Annotated in this window: 26 protein-coding genes and 1 pseudogene; 1 reads left to right on the forward strand and 26 read right to left on the reverse strand. The window is 43.3% G+C overall.

The features are described from left to right. Positions 1-194: 194 nt before the first annotated feature. Positions 195-455 carry a type II toxin-antitoxin system PemK/MazF family toxin gene (locus tag K365_RS0115775; protein WP_024335353.1) on the reverse strand — a complete coding sequence of 87 codons (261 nt, stop codon included), beginning with the start codon at positions 453-455 and terminating at the stop codon, positions 195-197. Then, positions 442-678 carry a hypothetical protein gene (locus K365_RS0115780; protein ID WP_211221125.1) on the reverse strand — a complete coding sequence of 79 codons (237 nt, stop codon included), beginning with the start codon at positions 676-678 and terminating at the stop codon, positions 442-444. Before K365_RS0115780 ends, K365_RS0115775 begins: the two co-directional genes overlap by 14 nt. Positions 679-998: 320 nt before the next feature. Between K365_RS0115780 and K365_RS0115785 the strand changes: the two genes are divergently transcribed. Next, the gene (locus K365_RS0115785; protein ID WP_281167813.1) at positions 999-2033 is read left to right on the forward strand and encodes an ATP-binding protein; all 1035 of its coding nucleotides are present in this window, start codon (positions 999-1001) and stop codon (positions 2031-2033) included. Positions 2034-2641: 608 nt separating this feature from the next. On the opposite strand, the gene K365_RS0115790 is transcribed toward K365_RS0115785, so the two are convergent. The 24 genes and pseudogenes from K365_RS0115790 to K365_RS29585 form a co-directional block, all read right to left on the reverse strand. After that, positions 2642-2860: a hypothetical protein gene (locus K365_RS0115790; RefSeq protein ID WP_024335356.1), complete on the reverse strand. Its 219-nt coding sequence runs from the start codon at positions 2858-2860 to the stop codon at positions 2642-2644. Positions 2861-3059: 199 nt separating this feature from the next. Further along, complete coding sequence (locus K365_RS0115795) at positions 3060-3311, reverse strand: type II toxin-antitoxin system HicA family toxin (protein WP_024335357.1); 252 nt, start codon at positions 3309-3311, stop codon at positions 3060-3062. Then, on the reverse strand, positions 3304-3522 hold the full coding sequence (locus tag K365_RS0115800) for a type II toxin-antitoxin system HicB family antitoxin (protein ID WP_006968383.1): 219 nt from the start codon (positions 3520-3522) through the stop codon (positions 3304-3306). The genes K365_RS0115795 and K365_RS0115800 overlap by 8 nt, the downstream gene beginning before the upstream one ends. Before the next feature lie 229 nt (positions 3523-3751). Next, a complete protein-coding gene (locus K365_RS0115805; protein ID WP_024335358.1) occupies positions 3752-4141 on the reverse strand; it encodes a hypothetical protein in 390 nt (129 codons plus the stop codon). Continuing rightward, complete coding sequence (locus K365_RS0115810) at positions 4132-5022, reverse strand: nucleotidyl transferase AbiEii/AbiGii toxin family protein (RefSeq protein WP_024335359.1); 891 nt, start codon at positions 5020-5022, stop codon at positions 4132-4134. The genes K365_RS0115805 and K365_RS0115810 overlap by 10 nt, the downstream gene beginning before the upstream one ends. Next, entirely contained in the window at positions 5019-5639 is a 621-nt protein-coding gene (locus K365_RS0115815) for a type IV toxin-antitoxin system AbiEi family antitoxin domain-containing protein (protein WP_029725413.1), read from the reverse strand. Before K365_RS0115815 ends, K365_RS0115810 begins: the two co-directional genes overlap by 4 nt. Positions 5640-5845: 206 nt before the next feature. After that, the gene (locus K365_RS0115820; RefSeq protein ID WP_024335361.1) at positions 5846-6055 is read right to left on the reverse strand and encodes a hypothetical protein; all 210 of its coding nucleotides are present in this window, start codon (positions 6053-6055) and stop codon (positions 5846-5848) included. A gap of 378 nt (positions 6056-6433) precedes the next feature. Next, on the reverse strand, positions 6434-6931 hold the full coding sequence (locus K365_RS0115830; protein WP_024335363.1) for a PIN domain-containing protein: 498 nt from the start codon (positions 6929-6931) through the stop codon (positions 6434-6436). Further along, the gene (locus K365_RS0115835) at positions 6924-7235 is read right to left on the reverse strand and encodes a ribbon-helix-helix protein, CopG family (protein WP_024335364.1); all 312 of its coding nucleotides are present in this window, start codon (positions 7233-7235) and stop codon (positions 6924-6926) included. Before K365_RS0115835 ends, K365_RS0115830 begins: the two co-directional genes overlap by 8 nt. 283 nt (positions 7236-7518) lie before the next feature. Continuing rightward, positions 7519-7719 carry a hypothetical protein gene (locus tag K365_RS0115840; protein WP_024335365.1) on the reverse strand — a complete coding sequence of 67 codons (201 nt, stop codon included), beginning with the start codon at positions 7717-7719 and terminating at the stop codon, positions 7519-7521. A gap of 261 nt (positions 7720-7980) precedes the next feature. After that, positions 7981-8370, reverse strand: a complete 390-nt coding sequence (locus K365_RS0115845) for a type II toxin-antitoxin system VapC family toxin (RefSeq protein ID WP_024335366.1) — start codon at positions 8368-8370, stop codon at positions 7981-7983. After that, positions 8370-8588 carry a hypothetical protein gene (locus K365_RS0115850; protein ID WP_024335356.1) on the reverse strand — a complete coding sequence of 73 codons (219 nt, stop codon included), beginning with the start codon at positions 8586-8588 and terminating at the stop codon, positions 8370-8372. The genes K365_RS0115845 and K365_RS0115850 overlap by 1 nt, the downstream gene beginning before the upstream one ends. Positions 8589-8795: 207 nt before the next feature. Further along, a complete protein-coding gene (locus K365_RS0115855) occupies positions 8796-9185 on the reverse strand; it encodes a hypothetical protein (protein WP_024335367.1) in 390 nt (129 codons plus the stop codon). A 66-nt stretch (positions 9186-9251) separates the two neighbouring features. After that, positions 9252-9503: a type II toxin-antitoxin system MqsA family antitoxin gene (locus K365_RS0115860; protein WP_024335368.1), complete on the reverse strand. Its 252-nt coding sequence runs from the start codon at positions 9501-9503 to the stop codon at positions 9252-9254. Then, positions 9500-9805 carry a DUF4258 domain-containing protein gene (locus K365_RS0115865; protein ID WP_024335369.1) on the reverse strand — a complete coding sequence of 102 codons (306 nt, stop codon included), beginning with the start codon at positions 9803-9805 and terminating at the stop codon, positions 9500-9502. The genes K365_RS0115860 and K365_RS0115865 overlap by 4 nt, the downstream gene beginning before the upstream one ends. A 139-nt stretch (positions 9806-9944) precedes the next feature. Beyond that, positions 9945-10223, reverse strand: coding sequence for a hypothetical protein (locus tag K365_RS25845; RefSeq protein ID WP_245569190.1), 279 nt, complete (start codon positions 10221-10223; stop codon positions 9945-9947). Between the two features lie 143 nt (positions 10224-10366). Beyond that, positions 10367-10756: a type II toxin-antitoxin system VapC family toxin gene (locus K365_RS27440; RefSeq protein ID WP_084489862.1), complete on the reverse strand. Its 390-nt coding sequence runs from the start codon at positions 10754-10756 to the stop codon at positions 10367-10369. Then, entirely contained in the window at positions 10753-10980 is a 228-nt protein-coding gene (locus K365_RS0115875) for a hypothetical protein (RefSeq protein ID WP_024335370.1), read from the reverse strand. Before K365_RS0115875 ends, K365_RS27440 begins: the two co-directional genes overlap by 4 nt. A 366-nt stretch (positions 10981-11346) precedes the next feature. Next, the gene (locus tag K365_RS0115885) at positions 11347-11637 is read right to left on the reverse strand and encodes a helix-turn-helix domain-containing protein (protein ID WP_024335371.1); all 291 of its coding nucleotides are present in this window, start codon (positions 11635-11637) and stop codon (positions 11347-11349) included. Further along, positions 11624-11956 carry a type II toxin-antitoxin system RelE/ParE family toxin gene (locus K365_RS27445; RefSeq protein WP_084489863.1) on the reverse strand — a complete coding sequence of 111 codons (333 nt, stop codon included), beginning with the start codon at positions 11954-11956 and terminating at the stop codon, positions 11624-11626. Before K365_RS27445 ends, K365_RS0115885 begins: the two co-directional genes overlap by 14 nt. 158 nt (positions 11957-12114) lie before the next feature. Then, the gene (locus K365_RS0115895; RefSeq protein WP_024335372.1) at positions 12115-12873 is read right to left on the reverse strand and encodes a hypothetical protein; all 759 of its coding nucleotides are present in this window, start codon (positions 12871-12873) and stop codon (positions 12115-12117) included. Positions 12874-12926: 53 nt separating this feature from the next. Further along, positions 12927-14021 carry a DUF354 domain-containing protein gene (locus K365_RS0115900; protein WP_024335373.1) on the reverse strand — a complete coding sequence of 365 codons (1095 nt, stop codon included), beginning with the start codon at positions 14019-14021 and terminating at the stop codon, positions 12927-12929. After that, on the reverse strand, positions 14018-15118 hold the full coding sequence (locus K365_RS0115905) for a DegT/DnrJ/EryC1/StrS family aminotransferase (RefSeq protein ID WP_169432954.1): 1101 nt from the start codon (positions 15116-15118) through the stop codon (positions 14018-14020). Before K365_RS0115905 ends, K365_RS0115900 begins: the two co-directional genes overlap by 4 nt. A gap of 58 nt (positions 15119-15176) precedes the next feature. Beyond that, positions 15177-15350, reverse strand: a pseudogene (locus tag K365_RS29585) (DapH/DapD/GlmU-related protein); the annotation flags it as partial. Positions 15351-15454: the final 104 nt, after the last annotated feature.

Genomic DNA, 15454 nt, shown 5'->3' on the forward strand with positions numbered 1-15454 from the left:
CCACCACACCACCACCCTCCAGGTTCAGACTCCGGAGTCAGCGGGCTCTCGGGGGTCAGCCTTGTGTTATTGTGTTTTTGAGGGCCCTTTCTCAAAAACGCAATAACGCAAGACTGACCCCACCACCACCTCAATAAGCCAACAACCCAAGCCTGACCCCAGCTTTTTTCACAGAATCAAACTGCTTTAAAGTTTCAGGCAACAGATTCCGTCATGATCACTGAGTCGAAAAGCAAACCCGAACATTGCCCCTCTTCGCTGTCAAGACGTATCAACACCCGGCTGGGGTGGTTGGCCCGCTGTAAATTACTGCTGACCATGGCCACAATACGTTGAGGAAGACCCGTAGCCAAATCGTCCGAATCCACAATGAGAACCGGACGTTTCTTACCCGTCCTCAAATCCGAATTCGGAAAGAACACCAAAGCGATGTCACCTCGCTTAAAGGTTGTCATAAGCATCCATCTCCGGACGTTCCCAATCATCAGCAAAACATTTCAAACGGTTTCTCAAATCCACCGCATTCTCCGGATCTATGCCTTGCGTCTGCAAATCCACTTCTCGCCCATGTTCATCGACCAGAAATGTGATCAGTACCGGGATTTGATCAACATCTGCTGGAGGGGAGTTGATGAGTTCGACACGCCCGTCCTTATAAATCCCTCTTACTGTCTGCATTACAATTCCTCCTGATAGCAAACGGATATAATCCATTATGTGATACATTTTTTTCTTATAACATCATCATAACCTATGATAGCATTGATACACAACCTGTCAAGATATCTGGGTAGAGGATCAGCCGGGGTCAGTCTTCACGGGGTCAGCCTTGTGTTATTGTGTTTTTGAGGGCCCTTTCTCAAAAACGCAATAACACAAGACTGACCCCACCCCCGCTCAATAAGCCAACAAGCCAGGCCTGACCCCGGATTCTGAAGAAACATACCTATAAAATAATAATAACAACACCAAAAGACACCCATAAAACAATAATTGGGATTGCCAGAAACAATAAAGAAACGTTGCTGAATATCAATTTAGAACGTTATCCTGAATTAGCACCGATATTTTCAGGTAAAGATCCAACTGAAATTATTCAGCAGCTTGAATTTTTACCAAACATGGGAGAAATCAATAAAAATGCACTCCTTTTCCTGGATGAAATCCAGGCTGTTCCCGAGGCAATTGCTGCATTACGTTATTTTTATGAAGACAAACCGGAAATTCCGGTGATATGCGCAGGCTCTCTGCTTGAGTTTGTCTTAAGTGATCATTCCTTTTCCATGCCGGTTGGAAGAATACAATATCTGCACATGGGCTCCATGACGTTTACAGAATTTTTAGATGCGGTGGGTGAGGAAAAACTGGCATCCTTTATCATGCACTATACCCCGGATCAAAAAATTGGTGAAATTGTACACAATCGTTTATCAAGTTTATTACGTTCCTATTATTATATTGGAGGCATGCCCGAAGCAATAGCAGTTTTTGCAGACAGCCATTGCTCAGGCCTTCCCCTGCAGGCTGATCTTGAAGAAAAAGTGTATAAAACCCTTTTTCTCGATGTCGGTTTGATGAATGCCGTTTGCGGTTTGAACTGGCACATAGTCTCTCAAATGGATGATATAAAATTGATAAATGAAGGTGCCATTGCCGAACAGTTTATAGGGCAGCACTTGCAGCATCTGCTTGCAGATTCTCCAAACAGGGACTTAACATACTGGTTGCGTGAGGGCCGCTCATCCAATGCAGAATTAGATTTTGTTATCGGGATTGCAGGCAGCATAATTCCCATAGAGGTAAAAGCAGGACCTACTGGAAAATTAAAGTCTTTGCACCAGTTTATGGGACAAAAAAAAGCACCATTTGCTATTCGGTTTGATTCATCCTTACCATCTGTTCATCAAATAAAGACAGTTATTAATATCGGTAAAGAGCGCAAGGATGTAAACTATCCATTAATTTCACTGCCGTTATATCTAATTGAACGCCTGGAATTTATTGTTGAGGACTATTTGGAACATCATCCATAACCCCTGGAACCGTGAATAATAAAAAAGCCGCAGCCCATACACCATCACGCCCCTGCCTGGCCAGTGCCATCAGGTGCCCGGTGCTGTTCACCCGGATATCAAACCCGGAATCCACCCGGTCCCGGATGCCAGATCCCGCAGCTTTGCCAGGTTGGCCTGAAAATCCTCCCAGGCCCGGCGATCTTCTAAGCGGCGGATTCAGCCGGGGTCAGCCTTGTGTTATTGTGTTTTTGAGGGCCCTTTCTCAAAAACGCAATAACGCAAGACTGACCCCACCACCGCCTACTTCATCCTCAATAAGCCAATAACCCAAGGTCACACGCAAGCCAAGCCTGACCCCACCCCACAGGCGGCGTGTTGTCATGGCGCAGGGTGATGATCCATTTTGCTGAAGTCAGCTTGAATTCGACAATAAGGCAGGTCTGGGGATTGGTTTGGTTATTTATTGAACCAGCAATCCTTGTAATTCAGGATAATATTTAAATTTTGTATCTGCGGACAATAGCAAGGCACTATTACTGACAGCAGTCGCAATAATGATACGATCTTGCGGGTCACTATGATGTTCGGTTAAATCAACGGCCAGGCTCGGGTGTCAAGAACGATCACTATGCTAAATCCCAATCTGCTGTTGGTGCACTGCTGATAACATCGCCAAAGAAGCGGGTTTTACCTGCAATATCTCGATGCGGTTGACGTTGATGGCCTTCGTTACTGCTGCTCACAACCAAAAAGATTGCTTCAAAATGTTTATTAGCGGGTAGCTTAGGTAGATTTTTAAGTTGTCCAAACTGATCTGTTTCTACAATCATGCGCTCTACTTCCATAACATATCCTCCTGTTTTTCTTGATTATAACATCAAAAAACCCAAGTGTGTCAATAGAAATGAGAGCCCAGAGGTATTTTCCCATCTTTCCCATGGTGGCAGTTTCCGGTTGTTTTTATAAATATAGAACTCATTGCCCCGCCTCAATAAGCCAACAACCCAAGGTCACACGCAAGCCAAGCCCGACCCCCACCCCCGCTCAAAATTCTTTCAATTTTGCGACCAGGTGCTGTTTATCGATCTGACACCAGAGAGAAACTTTGCTCAAAATATCCGACAAGGTGCCTTTTGCAACGGGATTATGATTGGGGATAGTAATTTTATGATTTCCAGCCATTGTCGATTTTACAAGCCTTACATGGCTGCCTCTTTGCCTTGTAATTTCATAGCCTATGGATTCCAGAAAACGAATCAGCGTTTTTCCGGATACAACCGGCATCTTTTCAGACATGGACTTCCCCTAAATCCATCATGGAAAAAATAGAAGGATTCCGATCAAACCCGGCCAGATCTGAAGGCTCATCCTCAAAATACAAAATTATCGCTTCTTTAATATTTTTAACCACTTCATCGAGCGTTTTTCCCTGACTGAAAATATCCAAGTCATCAATACACCTGGCACAATAAAACTCACCATCATGATATATTTCAATCTTAATCATTTTTTTCAAAGCCACCTCCAATAATTCTTCATCACGACCAACACCTCAGTGCTCCCTGACACTGACCTTGATGACAATGATGATACGCCTGTCCAACTTTTTTGGCAACACAATACCCAACCCCCCAATAACTACAATAAAGCAGGCCTGACCCCCACCCCCGCCTCAATAAGCCAATAACCCAAGGTCACACGCAAGCCAAGCCTGACCCCGTCTTTTTTCTTAAAACTTAACACTTAAAACTTAAAACTATCTTTTTAACCCCATTCTTCACATTCTGCCACACCAGCTCCTTCACCCAGGGCCACGCCCGGTCCTCCCACCGCTGGGGATGGGTATTGATCATCACCCGCTCCGGCAGCCGCCCCTGCCTTGCCAGTTCCATCAGTTGCCCGGTGCTGTTCACCCGGATATCAAACCCGGAATTTACCCGGTCCCGGATGCCGGCCCCGGCATGGTTCCACCTTCGGCCGGTATCGCCCCTGCAGGTAGACAGTTTTTCATAATGATACCCGATCTCATGGCCCAGGCCGGCGATCTTTTGGATAACCGCCTCATCCCAGCTTTCCGGCACAGCCCTGAAACAACAGGATGCACTGATCCCGGGGTTCACGACCATGAACCTGCCGGTGTCCACTCTTTTTCTTCAGAGTCTCCCTTGATCACCGGCGCTAAAAACGATTCAACCTCAGTGACAATGTCTTGGAACGAAGCAGGAACATGATCTTGCTTCAAGCGTTTATGGAAGACGGCCCACATACTTCCGCGTGAAGATATGAAATCTGATGAAAAAGCCTCGATAGGATAGTTTAATTCTGTCCCTCGCTGTTTAAATGTAAGCTTTACAGCCTCTGCAAGATTACTGAGTTCAAATCGGAACTGACGTGATAACAGCCAAATATCATAAAAATCCTTCATTCGGCTGTTCAGGTGACCAAGCTTTACCATTGCCTCAAATTTTTCTGCAATAGCACTTTCCCGGCTGTAACATAGTAACGATGGTGCCGGGAAATCCAACATACATGGCAGCTCTGCCTTTTCAGGTTCCGGATAGATTATGTCTCCGAAACCAATATCCATCTGCATGCTGATTCTGGCTGTTCCTAAGAAACCGCTGAATCTTACTCTGATCCCTTCATAATCAGCATCCTCGGTTATTCGTTCAGTCCGGATCGATTCCGAATCAAAAACCAGTCCATCAGGATCAACTTCAACAGCAAGGATATCACAAATTTGTACGATGATATTTGCCTCTTCATTCCCTGTCTTGCCAAGCATATCAATATCCATGGTCGACCTGAACTCCGGCGACTTCCAAACCCGGAGCATGAGTGCCCCTTTCAGGATGTAGTGTTGTGCATGGCTTGACAGGGAAAGCCGGTACAGAAAGCGCTCCATTGCATAATACTGAAGAAGTTCATTAAAAGATCTGTTGTCTTTTTTCGACCGATTGAGGAGACGTTGTTTTACCGAAGCTGATATGTTTTGGCGCGAAGTCATATATTGGCTTCCAAATAGGGGAGCACAATTTTATCCACGCGACAGATTTTGGCGTACTCCAATATCTTTTTATGATCGAATTTCATTCTGCTTTTGTAGAGTTTCAAAGCCTCAAGCACGACATCCATTCCAATTTTATTCCGAAACTTAAAGCAGTCCGCCAGTGTTTTTTCCGGGCTGTAAACCTTGACGGTAACGCCATCGATTTGATGGCTCTCAACGCCGGCCTGAAAGGATTCTGGAGAAAATTTATGAAATTGCATCGGTGGATAAAGGATCACAGGCGGTTTGCTATCCTTTGGTATTGCGACCGAAACTTCATGGGGTATCTGTGTCGTAATTTCATGGAAGGACAAAGCGGATATCAGGCAGATGACCGAAATGGGAATTCTGGTGGCAACAATAACAAAGTCGGGGTTTGAAACGCCTTCAATCTCCGCCAGTCGGTAAATCCCTCTGGAAATCTGTACCAGGTCACCCATATCCCGCAGTTGATAAAGCGTTCTGGGATGTATTCCGGCCTGAATCGCCTCAGATGTTTTAATCATCCCTCCGCCTTTGCGAATGACCTGTCTGGCCTTTTCACAGGCGCTGCTCTTATTTTTCTTATTGATCATGGATAATAAATTCCCTATATATTTATAAGTAAGGTAAATATTATCCATTTCAACAAAAAATCGCAAGTAAAATCAACACACCCTCCAGGTTCAGCCTCCGGAGTCTGCGGGCTCTCGGGGGTCAGCCTTGTGTTATTGTGTTTTTGAGGGCCCTTTCTCAAAAACGCAATAACGCAAGACTGACCCCACCCCCGTCTACTACATCCTCAATAAGCCAACAAGCCAAGCCTGACCCCACCCCATTTCACCGCGTTCTTGGCATTCTGCCACACCAGCTCCTTCACCCACTGCCCCACCCGGTCCTCCCACCGCTGGGGATGCGTATTGATCATCACCCGCTCCGGCAGCTGCCCCTCCCGGGCCAGGGCCATCAGATGCCCGGTGCTGTTCACCCGGATATCAAACCCGGAATCCACCCGGTCACGGGCGCCAGATCCCGCAGCTTTGCCAGGTTGGCCTGAAAATCCTCCCAGGCCCGGCGATCTTCGAAGCCGCAGGTTCAGGTTTCAGGCAAAGATTCTGGGAAAGCAAACCCGAATTCGGAAAGAACACCAAAGCGATGTCACCTCGCCTAAAGGTTGTCATAAGCATCCATCTCCGGACGTTCCCAATCATCTCCTCCTGATGTCAAACGGATATTAATCCATTATGGGATACATTTTTCTTTTTCTTATAGCATCATCATGACCTATGATTGCATTGATACACAACCTGTCAAGACATCTGGGAAGAGGGTCAGTGGGGCTCCGCGGGGGTCAGCCGGGGTCTGCCTTCACGGGGTCAGCCTTGTGTAATCAAATGATTTCAGATATGCTTCGAACCGGAGAATAGAATCCTTGTTTGATCATCTTATCAAGATAAATATCAGCCTGGTTTAACTCTATTACACCATCTCTCACACAGGCCTTCAATATACCGATGGTTCCAGTGAACGGGATATGTGAATGATTACATTGTTGTCTTGCTGAACGATCATCGGTTACTACAATTCTGTCGGATACTTTTGCCATAGCAAGACATGATGCCTCGCCCTTGCCTAAATGGATAATCAGATTGGAATATAATTGCCTGGCCTGATCTGATAAAGAAACAAGTGTCAATGTCTTATCATTGAGTAATATTTCAAGCCTTTGCAGTGCCGGATATTTAACAAATCCCGCACATATTTCATCATATACTTCCCAAGTGATAAATCCGCGTTTGTGATATCTTATTTTTAAAAGTGAATCAGCCCTGGAGAATAAAAAATTACAGAGGGAAACAGTATCAAAATACCAGCCTTTTTCAGGCATTTTCTATGTCGCTTTCCTGAAAGGAATTATTTTGTACAATATCGTGTTCTTCGAGCCAGGTACGGATATCCAAAACATTCATTCCCATTTCTTCGGCCAGTTTTCCAAGGCTGATATATCTGCCCTGAAATGCCGCAATCGCCTGTTGTTGTATTTGATTGAGCCCAAGAAGCTCAAGCTGATAGCATGAAAAAACAGCTTGTCTTATAAGTTCTCCAACAGAGGTCTCTCTTTTTTTTGATAGTAGTTTTAGGCCTTTGGCTATTTCGGGTTTTACTTTAATATGTAAAGTAGCGTTTTGCATTTTATACCTCTTTTGTTACATATGGCCAAGTTCAGGTATAATGTAAACTTTGGTAAATTGTTTGTCAAATTAAAATTTGATATCGTTTATTCGGCTTAATGAGATTGACCCCGTTCCATTTTCCCTGATGATTTTTTACATAATTTCAGCAGGGCTCCGGGACTCAGCCGGGGTCTGCCTTCACGGGGTCAGTCTACTTCATCCCCAATAAGCCAATAACCCCCATGCCCTGGCGAGCACAACCAAAAATGAAAGTATGAGCAGGCAAATATTAACTTAAAACTTAACACTTAAAACTTAACACTATCTTTTTAACCCCATTCTTCACATTCTGCCACACCAGCTCCTTCACCCAGGGCCAAACCCGGTCCTCCCACCGCTGGGGATGCGTATTGATCATCACCCGCTCGGGCAGCCGCCCCTCCCTTGCCAGTTCCATCAAATGCCCGGTGCTGTTCACCCGGATATCAAACCCGGAATCCACCCGGTCCCGGATGCCAGATCCCGCAGCTTTGCCAGGTTGACCTGAAAATCCTCCCAGGCCCGGCGATCTTCTAAGCGGCGGATTCAGCCGGGGTCAGCCTTGTGTTATTGTGTTTTTGAGGGCCCTTTCTCAAAAACGCAATAACGCAAGACTGACCCCACCCCACAGGCGGCGTGTTGTCATGGCGCAGGGTGATGATCCATTTTGCTGAAGTCAGCTTGAATTCGACAATAAGGCAGGTCTGTGGATTGGTTTGGTTATTTATTGAACCAGCAATCCTTGTAATTCAGGATAATATTTAAATTTTGTATCTGCGGACAATAGCAAGGCACTATTACTAACAGCAGTCGCAATAATGATACGATCTTGCGGGTCACTATGATGTTCGGTTAAATCAACGGCTAAGCCCGCAATTTCTGCGGTTATTGGCGCAAGCTCGACACCAGACCCTGTTAACGCTTTTTCAAACCAATCTGTGCGAGGTTCCGGCAATTCAATACGTCCATGTTTTTCTAACCAGGATACTTCGAACAAACTAATGGCAGAAACAGACACCAGATCCGCATGTTCTATGTGTCTGCACCAGGCGGATTTTAACCGTTCATCGCTATTTATCCACCACAACCAAATATGGGTGTCAAGAACGATCACTATGCTAAATCCCAATCTGCTGTTGGTGCACTGCTGATAACATCGCCAAAGAAGCGGGTTTTACCTGCAATATCTCGATGCGGTTGACGTTGATGGCCTTCGTTGCTGCTGCTCACAACCAAAAAGATTGCTTCAAAATGTTTATTAGCGGGTAGCTTAGGTAGATTTTTAAGTTGTCCAAACTGATCTGTTTCTACAATCATGCGCTCTACTTCCATAACATATCCTCCTGTTTTTCTTGATTATAACATCAAAAAACCCAAGTGTGTCAATAGAAATGAGAGCCCAGAGGTATTTTCCCATCTTTCCCATGGTGGCAGTTTCCGGTTGTTTTTATAAATATAGAACTCATTGCCCCGCCTCAATAAGCCAATAACCCAAGGTCACACGCAAGCCAAGCCTGACCCCGGCTTTTTTCTTAAAACTTAACACTTAAAACTTAAAACTATCTTTTTAACCCCATTCTTCACATTCTGCCACACCAGTTCTTTGACCCAGGGCAATGCCCGGTCCTCCCACCGCTGGGGATGCGTATTGATCATCACCTGCTCCGGCAGCCGCCCCTCCCGGGCCAGGGCCATCAGATGCCCGGTGCTGTTCACCTGAATATCAAACCCGGAATCCACCCGGTCCCGGATGCTGGCCCCGGCATGGTTCCACCTCCGCCCGGTATCGGTCAGGTAAAACACCTGTGTAAAATCCACATCCAGGTAAGGTTCGCCCACAATGCCCAGGGTCTTGTAATCATGGGTCTGCCACAGGTCCAGGTTGTTGATGCGGGACAGGGGGCTGCCGTGCATGCAGATGAAGGTCACGGGCGCCAGATCCCGCAGCTTTGCCAGGTTGGCCTGAAAATGAATAATTTCAGCAGGGCTCCGGGGTCAGACCTCCCCAAACGCCATTTGAGGCAATTGAATATAAGAGTCAGGTTGTTCCTCTTTTTTTTGAATTGCAAAGAAGTGCTTTTCGATCTTCTTCAAAACAGCAGCTTCGTAGAAAACCATCCCACAAGTACTACAAATTTCCACAGGAGTATTTGGTACAAGCAAATAATTACCTTTGTATGAATACAAATAATCTGTTTTTTTTGATTCATATTCATTGCCGCCACAAAAAACACATTTCTTAATCATTTTTCACCTCTCTTCCATGGAGTGATAAATTTGGGTGGCTTTGGAACATAGACTGTTATAATACAAAGTTGTTCCCCTCGCCAACCACAAACTATATGGATGGGTGTATGGTGAGCAAATCCAAGAACCAAACAACTCTCTCCTCTACCCGTATCTGGATAATCTTCCAGCACCTCACCGGACAATAGAGCCAATTCAATTTCCTCGAAAGTTAATGAATCTGCTTTACGTTCTATTTCAGCATGCAACGAATAAACATACAAATCATCCTTTACACGACTCTTTATTATGTCAATATTCATAATTCACAAAGCTTAACCTCCCCTTTTTAGTATCAAAAAGTATACTCTAAGCCCGATTTAAGATCAAATTTGAACGAAATAATCCGCAAAAACAAAGAGTTAACGGGGTCAGACCCTGAATTAGCTTTTTTCTTAAAACTTAACACTTAAAACTTAAAACTATCTTTTTAACCCCATTCTTCACATTCTGCCACACCAGCTCCTTCACCCAGGGCCACGCCCGGTCCTCCCACCGCTGCGGATGCGTATTGATCATCACCCGCTCCGGCAGCCGCCCCTCCCGGGCCAGGGCCATCAGATGCCCGGTGCTGTTCACCCGGATATCAAACCCGGAATCCACCCGGTCCCGGATGCCGGCCCCGGCATGGTTGCATCTGCGCCCGGTATCGGTCAGGTAAAACACGTTTGTAAAATCCACATCCAGCCAGGGTTCGCCGATAATGCCAAAGGCCTTGTAATCATGGGGTCTGCCACAAGTTAAGGTTGTTGATGCGGGACAACGGACTGCCGTGCATGCAGATGGTCCGGGATAGATGATACGAAACTGTGCCGGCAGGGTTTCTATGAAATTAAAAGATTTCTTAATTCATTGTATGATGAGAATTGACTATCCAGGCTTATGAGCCCAATATCATATAAACATGCTGTGGCAATAATAAATCTATCAGCCGGATCTTTGTGATGATAGGCCAATGAACCGGCATACTCAGCTATAGAAGCGGTGATAGGCAGTGCAGTAACTGATGAGCCTTCCAGGGCTTCATTTAGCCATTCATTAATTGGTAACGGCAATTCAATTTTATTCCATTTTTCAAGTAAAACAACTTCCCAACATGAAATAGAAGATACTGCCAGAGAATCAGAGTTATTTATAAGTTTTACGTGATTTTCAGGCAAAGGTTCGTTTGGTAAGATCCAACGCAGCCAAATATGGGTATCCATTAAAATCATTGCAAAGCATTCCAATCTTCCGGTGGCACAACAGAGGAGACGATATCCCCTGTAATTTTACCTTTTCTAAATATTTTTGCAGATGGTTTTTTCTCGGCTTTGATAGATTTTGGGTTGTGTTGTATCAAAAAAATAACTTCCATACTGGTATTTGGCGGCAATTGTGGTTGCTCTATCAGGAATCCATTTCTGTCTGTTTTGAGTATAAATTTTTTAGCTTGCATATGTTGTTTTCCTTGACCGTTAATATTTTTCAATATCAGTTAGAGTCTACTATGATTTATCAAATGCTGCAAATGAATAATTTCAGCAGGGCTCCGGGGGATGCGCGACTTGTTTGCTCAGGACGGATCAAAACAATTCTATGAGAAGTATGGGTTCACTGCCTTTCAAGACATTCAAAACAAACTTTTCATCACCACCGCCACCCTGAAAGCCACCCTGAACCTTGCTTAAAACCCCCTTTTTGGTATCAAAAAATACACTCTAAGACCATTCCAGCCCTTATTTTAAGCATCATTGCCTGTAAAAACAATCACTTACCAGGGTCAGACCCCGCTAAACCTCGGACTGACCTCCAAAATTTTTCGCTAAATCGGCTCTAAATTAATTTTCAAGCGGCAACCAACAGCTTTAGCGTATTTTCGCAGGGTCTCCACGGACGGAGAATGACGTTCTCTTCCGCCGCCAGATTCTATTCTGGCAACGGCCGGCGCTTTCGTATTCATGGCCAGTGCGACATCTTCCTGAGTCATACCGGCATTTGCTCTTGCTTTCAATAACTCATCCAGCAAAGCGAACTCATCCTCAAGAGCATCATATTCAACCATGAAAGCGGGGTCTTTTTTCCACTTTTCAATCATTTTGTCATGATCGTTCATTCTTAACCTCCTTAACCCTTTCACGGGCAATTTCAAGATCTTTTTGAGGGGTTTTTGAAGATTTTTTTATAAATTCATGCAAAATCAAAATCTCATTGTCGATAACAGTACAGAAAAACGCACGCCCTATACCTTCTTTTCCCCTTGCACGGATTTCAAAAAGTCCCTGCCCCATTGGTCGAGTGAAAGGCATTCCAAGGTTTGGTCCAAAAATCTGCATTCTTTCAGTAATTCTTGCATAATGAGCTCTGATTCCAACGGGCCATTGTTCAATCCCATTTTGAACCCTCTCATTAAAATACCGGATTTGCCATTCCATGCTATAAATTTAACATATTTGTTAAGTTTGTCAATAAACCATTAAGATAGTTGGTGTGGATTTTCAGTTGAGCTGACATCTATCCTGACACAGGGGGATAAGCCAATAACCCAAGGTCACACGCAAGCTAAGCCTGACCCCGGCTTTTTTCTTAAAACTTAAAACTTAAAACTTAAAACTATCTTTTTAACCCCATTCTTCACATTCTGCCACACCAGCTCCCTCACCCAGGGCCACGCCCGATCCTCCCACCGCTGGGGATGCGTATTAATCATCACCTGCTCCGGCAGCCGACCCTCCCGGGCCAGCGCCATCAAATGCCCGGTGCTGTTCACCTTAATATCAAACCCGGAATCCACCCGATCCCGGATGCTGGCCCCGGCATGGTTCCACCTCCGCCCGGTATCGGTCAGGTAAAACACCCGTGTAAAATCCACATCCAGATAGGGTTCGCCCACAATGCCCAGGGCCTTGTAATCATGGGTCTGCCACAGGTCCAGGTTATTGATGCGGGACATGGGGCTGCCGTGCATGCAGATGGTGGTCACGGGTGCCAGGTCCCGCAGCTTTGCCAGGTTGGCCTGAAAATCCTCCCAGGCCCGGCCGGGTTCGCCCTTGCAGGCAGACAGGTTTTCATAATGATACCCGATCTCATGGCCCAGGCCGGCGATCTTTTGGATAATCGCCTTATCCCAGCTTTCCGGCACGGCCCGGAAATAGTAGGATGCCGGGATGCCCAGATCATGCTCCAGCCGGGCGGTTTTCAGGGCATTGCCCGGGAGCCGGTCCACGTCGTGGCGCAGGATGATGACCCAGGGTGCCGGAGCTTGCATGAAGGCGGCAAACGGCTGGAATTTGAAACCCTGTGCGAGCAGGGTTTTCAATAAACGATCATAAGCAGCAATTGTAAAGTCCATCGAAATTTTTTAGCAACATCCTGAATTGAAGACACATTCAATATTTTTTGAAATTATTTGAATCTATTCTGATATTCAGGATTTTTGCTTAACACCTTGTAACTTTGAGGGTAATTTTCTATAAACCATATAAAAAAAGCCGCAACATCAATTTTTTCTTTCAACATTACAGATCGACGTTTGCGCCAAACTTGCTTAACATCATCAACTTGTAAAATTTCATCTATGCTTCGAAATAATTTGTCCTTATCTGAAGATTGGATGCCAATTGTCAATTGATATTTGTTTTCTAATTCCTCTAATACACTAATTTTCCCTGCAAAATCATTGAATCTTATATTTGGTGTTCCCAGGATTGCTGACTCTACTGCCATACTTTGGCTGTCGCCAATGTATAAATCGGCAAAGTATAAATAATGATGAATATCTTCAATGTTACCACTAAATTTAAACTTAGATAAATGAGGAGGAATTTTTCTTTCTGAAGATATCAAAATTTCCCCATGAGGCTGGAGGGTTTCAATTAATTTCATACACAAATCATTGTCGATCCCTTTCATTTTCATGTCATGATATGCTGCCATACTCGATGTCCGAATAATGAAAAATTTTCGGTTTGCTGGAACATCGACTTTTTTTCTGTCAGGAACAAATCTATTTGGATGTAAATATGCAAGTTTCTGAAAACCATTGTAAAATATGGTTTTTCTATTCCAAATGCTATTGTTAACTTTTGTAGGGGATAAAATTTTATCAAAGAAAGGATAACTTATCGTTGCCCCCAAATACATCGGGACCGAAAGGTTGACATCATCCTCCCCCAAAAAAAGAGCCGGAATTTTTTTCAGTAGGGAAACATGGCCAATTTCAGGGGAAGTACCAATCATTAGATCTGGTCTAAATTCATCTACAACGTCATAAAGCTTACGATCCCTATCAAACAAAGACGTTAATATGGAAATGATGTTTTTTTTCCGGTATCCAGATGAAATTTGAACATGATCGTACCCTGAAACAAGTGTTTTTAATATATCTTTGTCTTTTATTGATATTTTTATTTCATGCCCTTTTTTGTTCAATGCATGAATAACATTTTTAAATAAATGAAAATGTGCCGGGTGATTTAACTGAAATAAAAACTTTTTCATGAATTATCTTTAACTACTTCGATTATTTCATTTAATTGATTTTTACAAAGATTGTAATGCACAGGGATGGTAAATATTTCGTTGACAATTACTTCTGTATTCGGGCAAGACCCCATTTCATATCCGAAACCTATTGCCCATTCAACAGCCTTGGCAAAATGCTTTCCAGATTCAAACCCTTTGTCAAAAAGCTTTGAAGTGATTAAATCTCTGTTTTTATGGCGTAATGGAAATATATAAAAATTGTTTCCGGGTCTAATTCTCGCCAGATCGTAAAAATCAGACAACTGGTTTTTCACGAACAAACCATTCATTCTTTGTTTTTTTTCAATAACAGAAAAAGCTCTAATTTTCTTGTTAAATATATTAATATTGGTGTTATAGCATAGTTCATTTTCCTGTAACGACTTTCCAATAAAATCTAATTTACTATCCAATTTTTTCCCAATAGGATATGTGATCATTCCATACAAATAAGAATTAAATGAAACTGAATATATAAAATTTTTAAAAACATTTTTAATCTCGTCATTTTTTGTTGGAGATGGCAATTTACGATATTCATCGTAGAATTTTTTTAATAACTTTGTATTGTTAAAAACTACCATCCCCCCAGGGCCTATAGACGGATATTTACCATACCCAAAAGAAAAAAAGCTAACGTCGCAAAAAGTCCCGGTCAATTTTTCATGATATTTAGAAAACAAGGAGTGGGCACAATCTTCGATAATTATTAGATGAGATGCCATTTTCTTGATCTCATCTAATTCTGCTGGTATACCAAATGTATGTGTCACTATCAAAACATCAATTCTTTGAATATTTTCTTTCAAAGATCGAATATCAACAGTAAAGTCATTGTTGATGTCCAAAAAAACAATGTCACAATTTGCATGCTTTACAGATTGGAAAACAGTATGGCAGGTGAATGCTTGTAAGCCGACTCGTAAATTTTTCTTGCCTTTATTTAACGATTTTAATAATAAAAACAATCCTGTCCGTGCATAATTTGTGAAAAAAATATTTTCACCAAAAATTCTCGTTAAATTTTCGTGTTGTATTTGATTGATTGATCTAAATGAATCAACCAAATCCAAAAAAGTATAACAATAGTTAAATTTTGGGACTAACTTAAACTTCATTTGCGTTAATATACTTTATAATTTTTGCAGGCACACCAGCTACTATGCAAAAAGGAGGAATATTTTTGGTAATAACAGCCCCGGCCGCAACAATTGAGTTTTGCCCAATGTTAACTCCTGGCATTATTATTACCCCTGCACCTATCCATACATCATTCCCTATGAATATTTTATCCGATTCCAAAGGAAATAATTTTGATAAATGAGAATTATTAGGCCCAGAATCAGTTATCAAAATCACCCCCGGGCCTATTGATACCCTATCTCCAATAAATAAATTATTTCTTCTTT

The sequence above is a fragment of the Desulfotignum balticum DSM 7044 genome, from assembly GCF_000421285.1.
GTDB lineage: Bacteria > Desulfobacterota > Desulfobacteria > Desulfobacterales > Desulfobacteraceae > Desulfotignum > Desulfotignum balticum.

What these genes read in the sequence shown, in the direction of transcription:
- K365_RS0115775 (WP_024335353.1), bottom strand. Translation starts at nt 455, where the DNA reads ATGACAACCTTTAAGCGAGGTGACATCGCTTTGGTGTTCTTTCCGAAT.
- K365_RS0115780 (WP_211221125.1), bottom strand. Translation starts at nt 678, where the DNA reads ATGCAGACAGTAAGAGGGATTTATAAGGACGGGCGTGTCGAACTCATC.
- K365_RS0115790 (WP_024335356.1), bottom strand. Translation starts at nt 2,860, where the DNA reads ATGGAAGTAGAGCGCATGATTGTAGAAACAGATCAGTTTGGACAACTT.
- K365_RS0115795 (WP_024335357.1), bottom strand. Translation starts at nt 3,311, where the DNA reads ATGTCTGAAAAGATGCCGGTTGTATCCGGAAAAACGCTGATTCGTTTT.
- K365_RS0115800 (WP_006968383.1), bottom strand. Translation starts at nt 3,522, where the DNA reads ATGATTAAGATTGAAATATATCATGATGGTGAGTTTTATTGTGCCAGG.
- K365_RS0115805 (WP_024335358.1), bottom strand. Translation starts at nt 4,141, where the DNA reads ATGGTCGTGAACCCCGGGATCAGTGCATCCTGTTGTTTCAGGGCTGTG.
- K365_RS0115810 (WP_024335359.1), bottom strand. Translation starts at nt 5,022, where the DNA reads ATGACTTCGCGCCAAAACATATCAGCTTCGGTAAAACAACGTCTCCTC.
- K365_RS0115815 (WP_029725413.1), bottom strand. Translation starts at nt 5,639, where the DNA reads ATGATCAATAAGAAAAATAAGAGCAGCGCCTGTGAAAAGGCCAGACAG.
- K365_RS0115830 (WP_024335363.1), bottom strand. Translation starts at nt 6,931, where the DNA reads ATGCCTGAAAAAGGCTGGTATTTTGATACTGTTTCCCTCTGTAATTTT.
- K365_RS0115835 (WP_024335364.1), bottom strand. Translation starts at nt 7,235, where the DNA reads ATGCAAAACGCTACTTTACATATTAAAGTAAAACCCGAAATAGCCAAA.
- K365_RS0115850 (WP_024335356.1), bottom strand. Translation starts at nt 8,588, where the DNA reads ATGGAAGTAGAGCGCATGATTGTAGAAACAGATCAGTTTGGACAACTT.
- K365_RS0115860 (WP_024335368.1), bottom strand. Translation starts at nt 9,503, where the DNA reads ATGATTAAGAAATGTGTTTTTTGTGGCGGCAATGAATATGAATCAAAA.
- K365_RS0115865 (WP_024335369.1), bottom strand. Translation starts at nt 9,805, where the DNA reads ATGAATATTGACATAATAAAGAGTCGTGTAAAGGATGATTTGTATGTT.
- K365_RS27440 (WP_084489862.1), bottom strand. Translation starts at nt 10,756, where the DNA reads ATGATTTTAATGGATACCCATATTTGGCTGCGTTGGATCTTACCAAAC.
- K365_RS0115875 (WP_024335370.1), bottom strand. Translation starts at nt 10,980, where the DNA reads ATGCAAGCTAAAAAATTTATACTCAAAACAGACAGAAATGGATTCCTG.
- K365_RS0115885 (WP_024335371.1), bottom strand. Translation starts at nt 11,637, where the DNA reads ATGAACGATCATGACAAAATGATTGAAAAGTGGAAAAAAGACCCCGCT.
- K365_RS27445 (WP_084489863.1), bottom strand. Translation starts at nt 11,956, where the DNA reads ATGGAATGGCAAATCCGGTATTTTAATGAGAGGGTTCAAAATGGGATT.
- K365_RS0115895 (WP_024335372.1), bottom strand. Translation starts at nt 12,873, where the DNA reads ATGGACTTTACAATTGCTGCTTATGATCGTTTATTGAAAACCCTGCTC.
- K365_RS0115900 (WP_024335373.1), bottom strand. Translation starts at nt 14,021, where the DNA reads ATGAAAAAGTTTTTATTTCAGTTAAATCACCCGGCACATTTTCATTTA.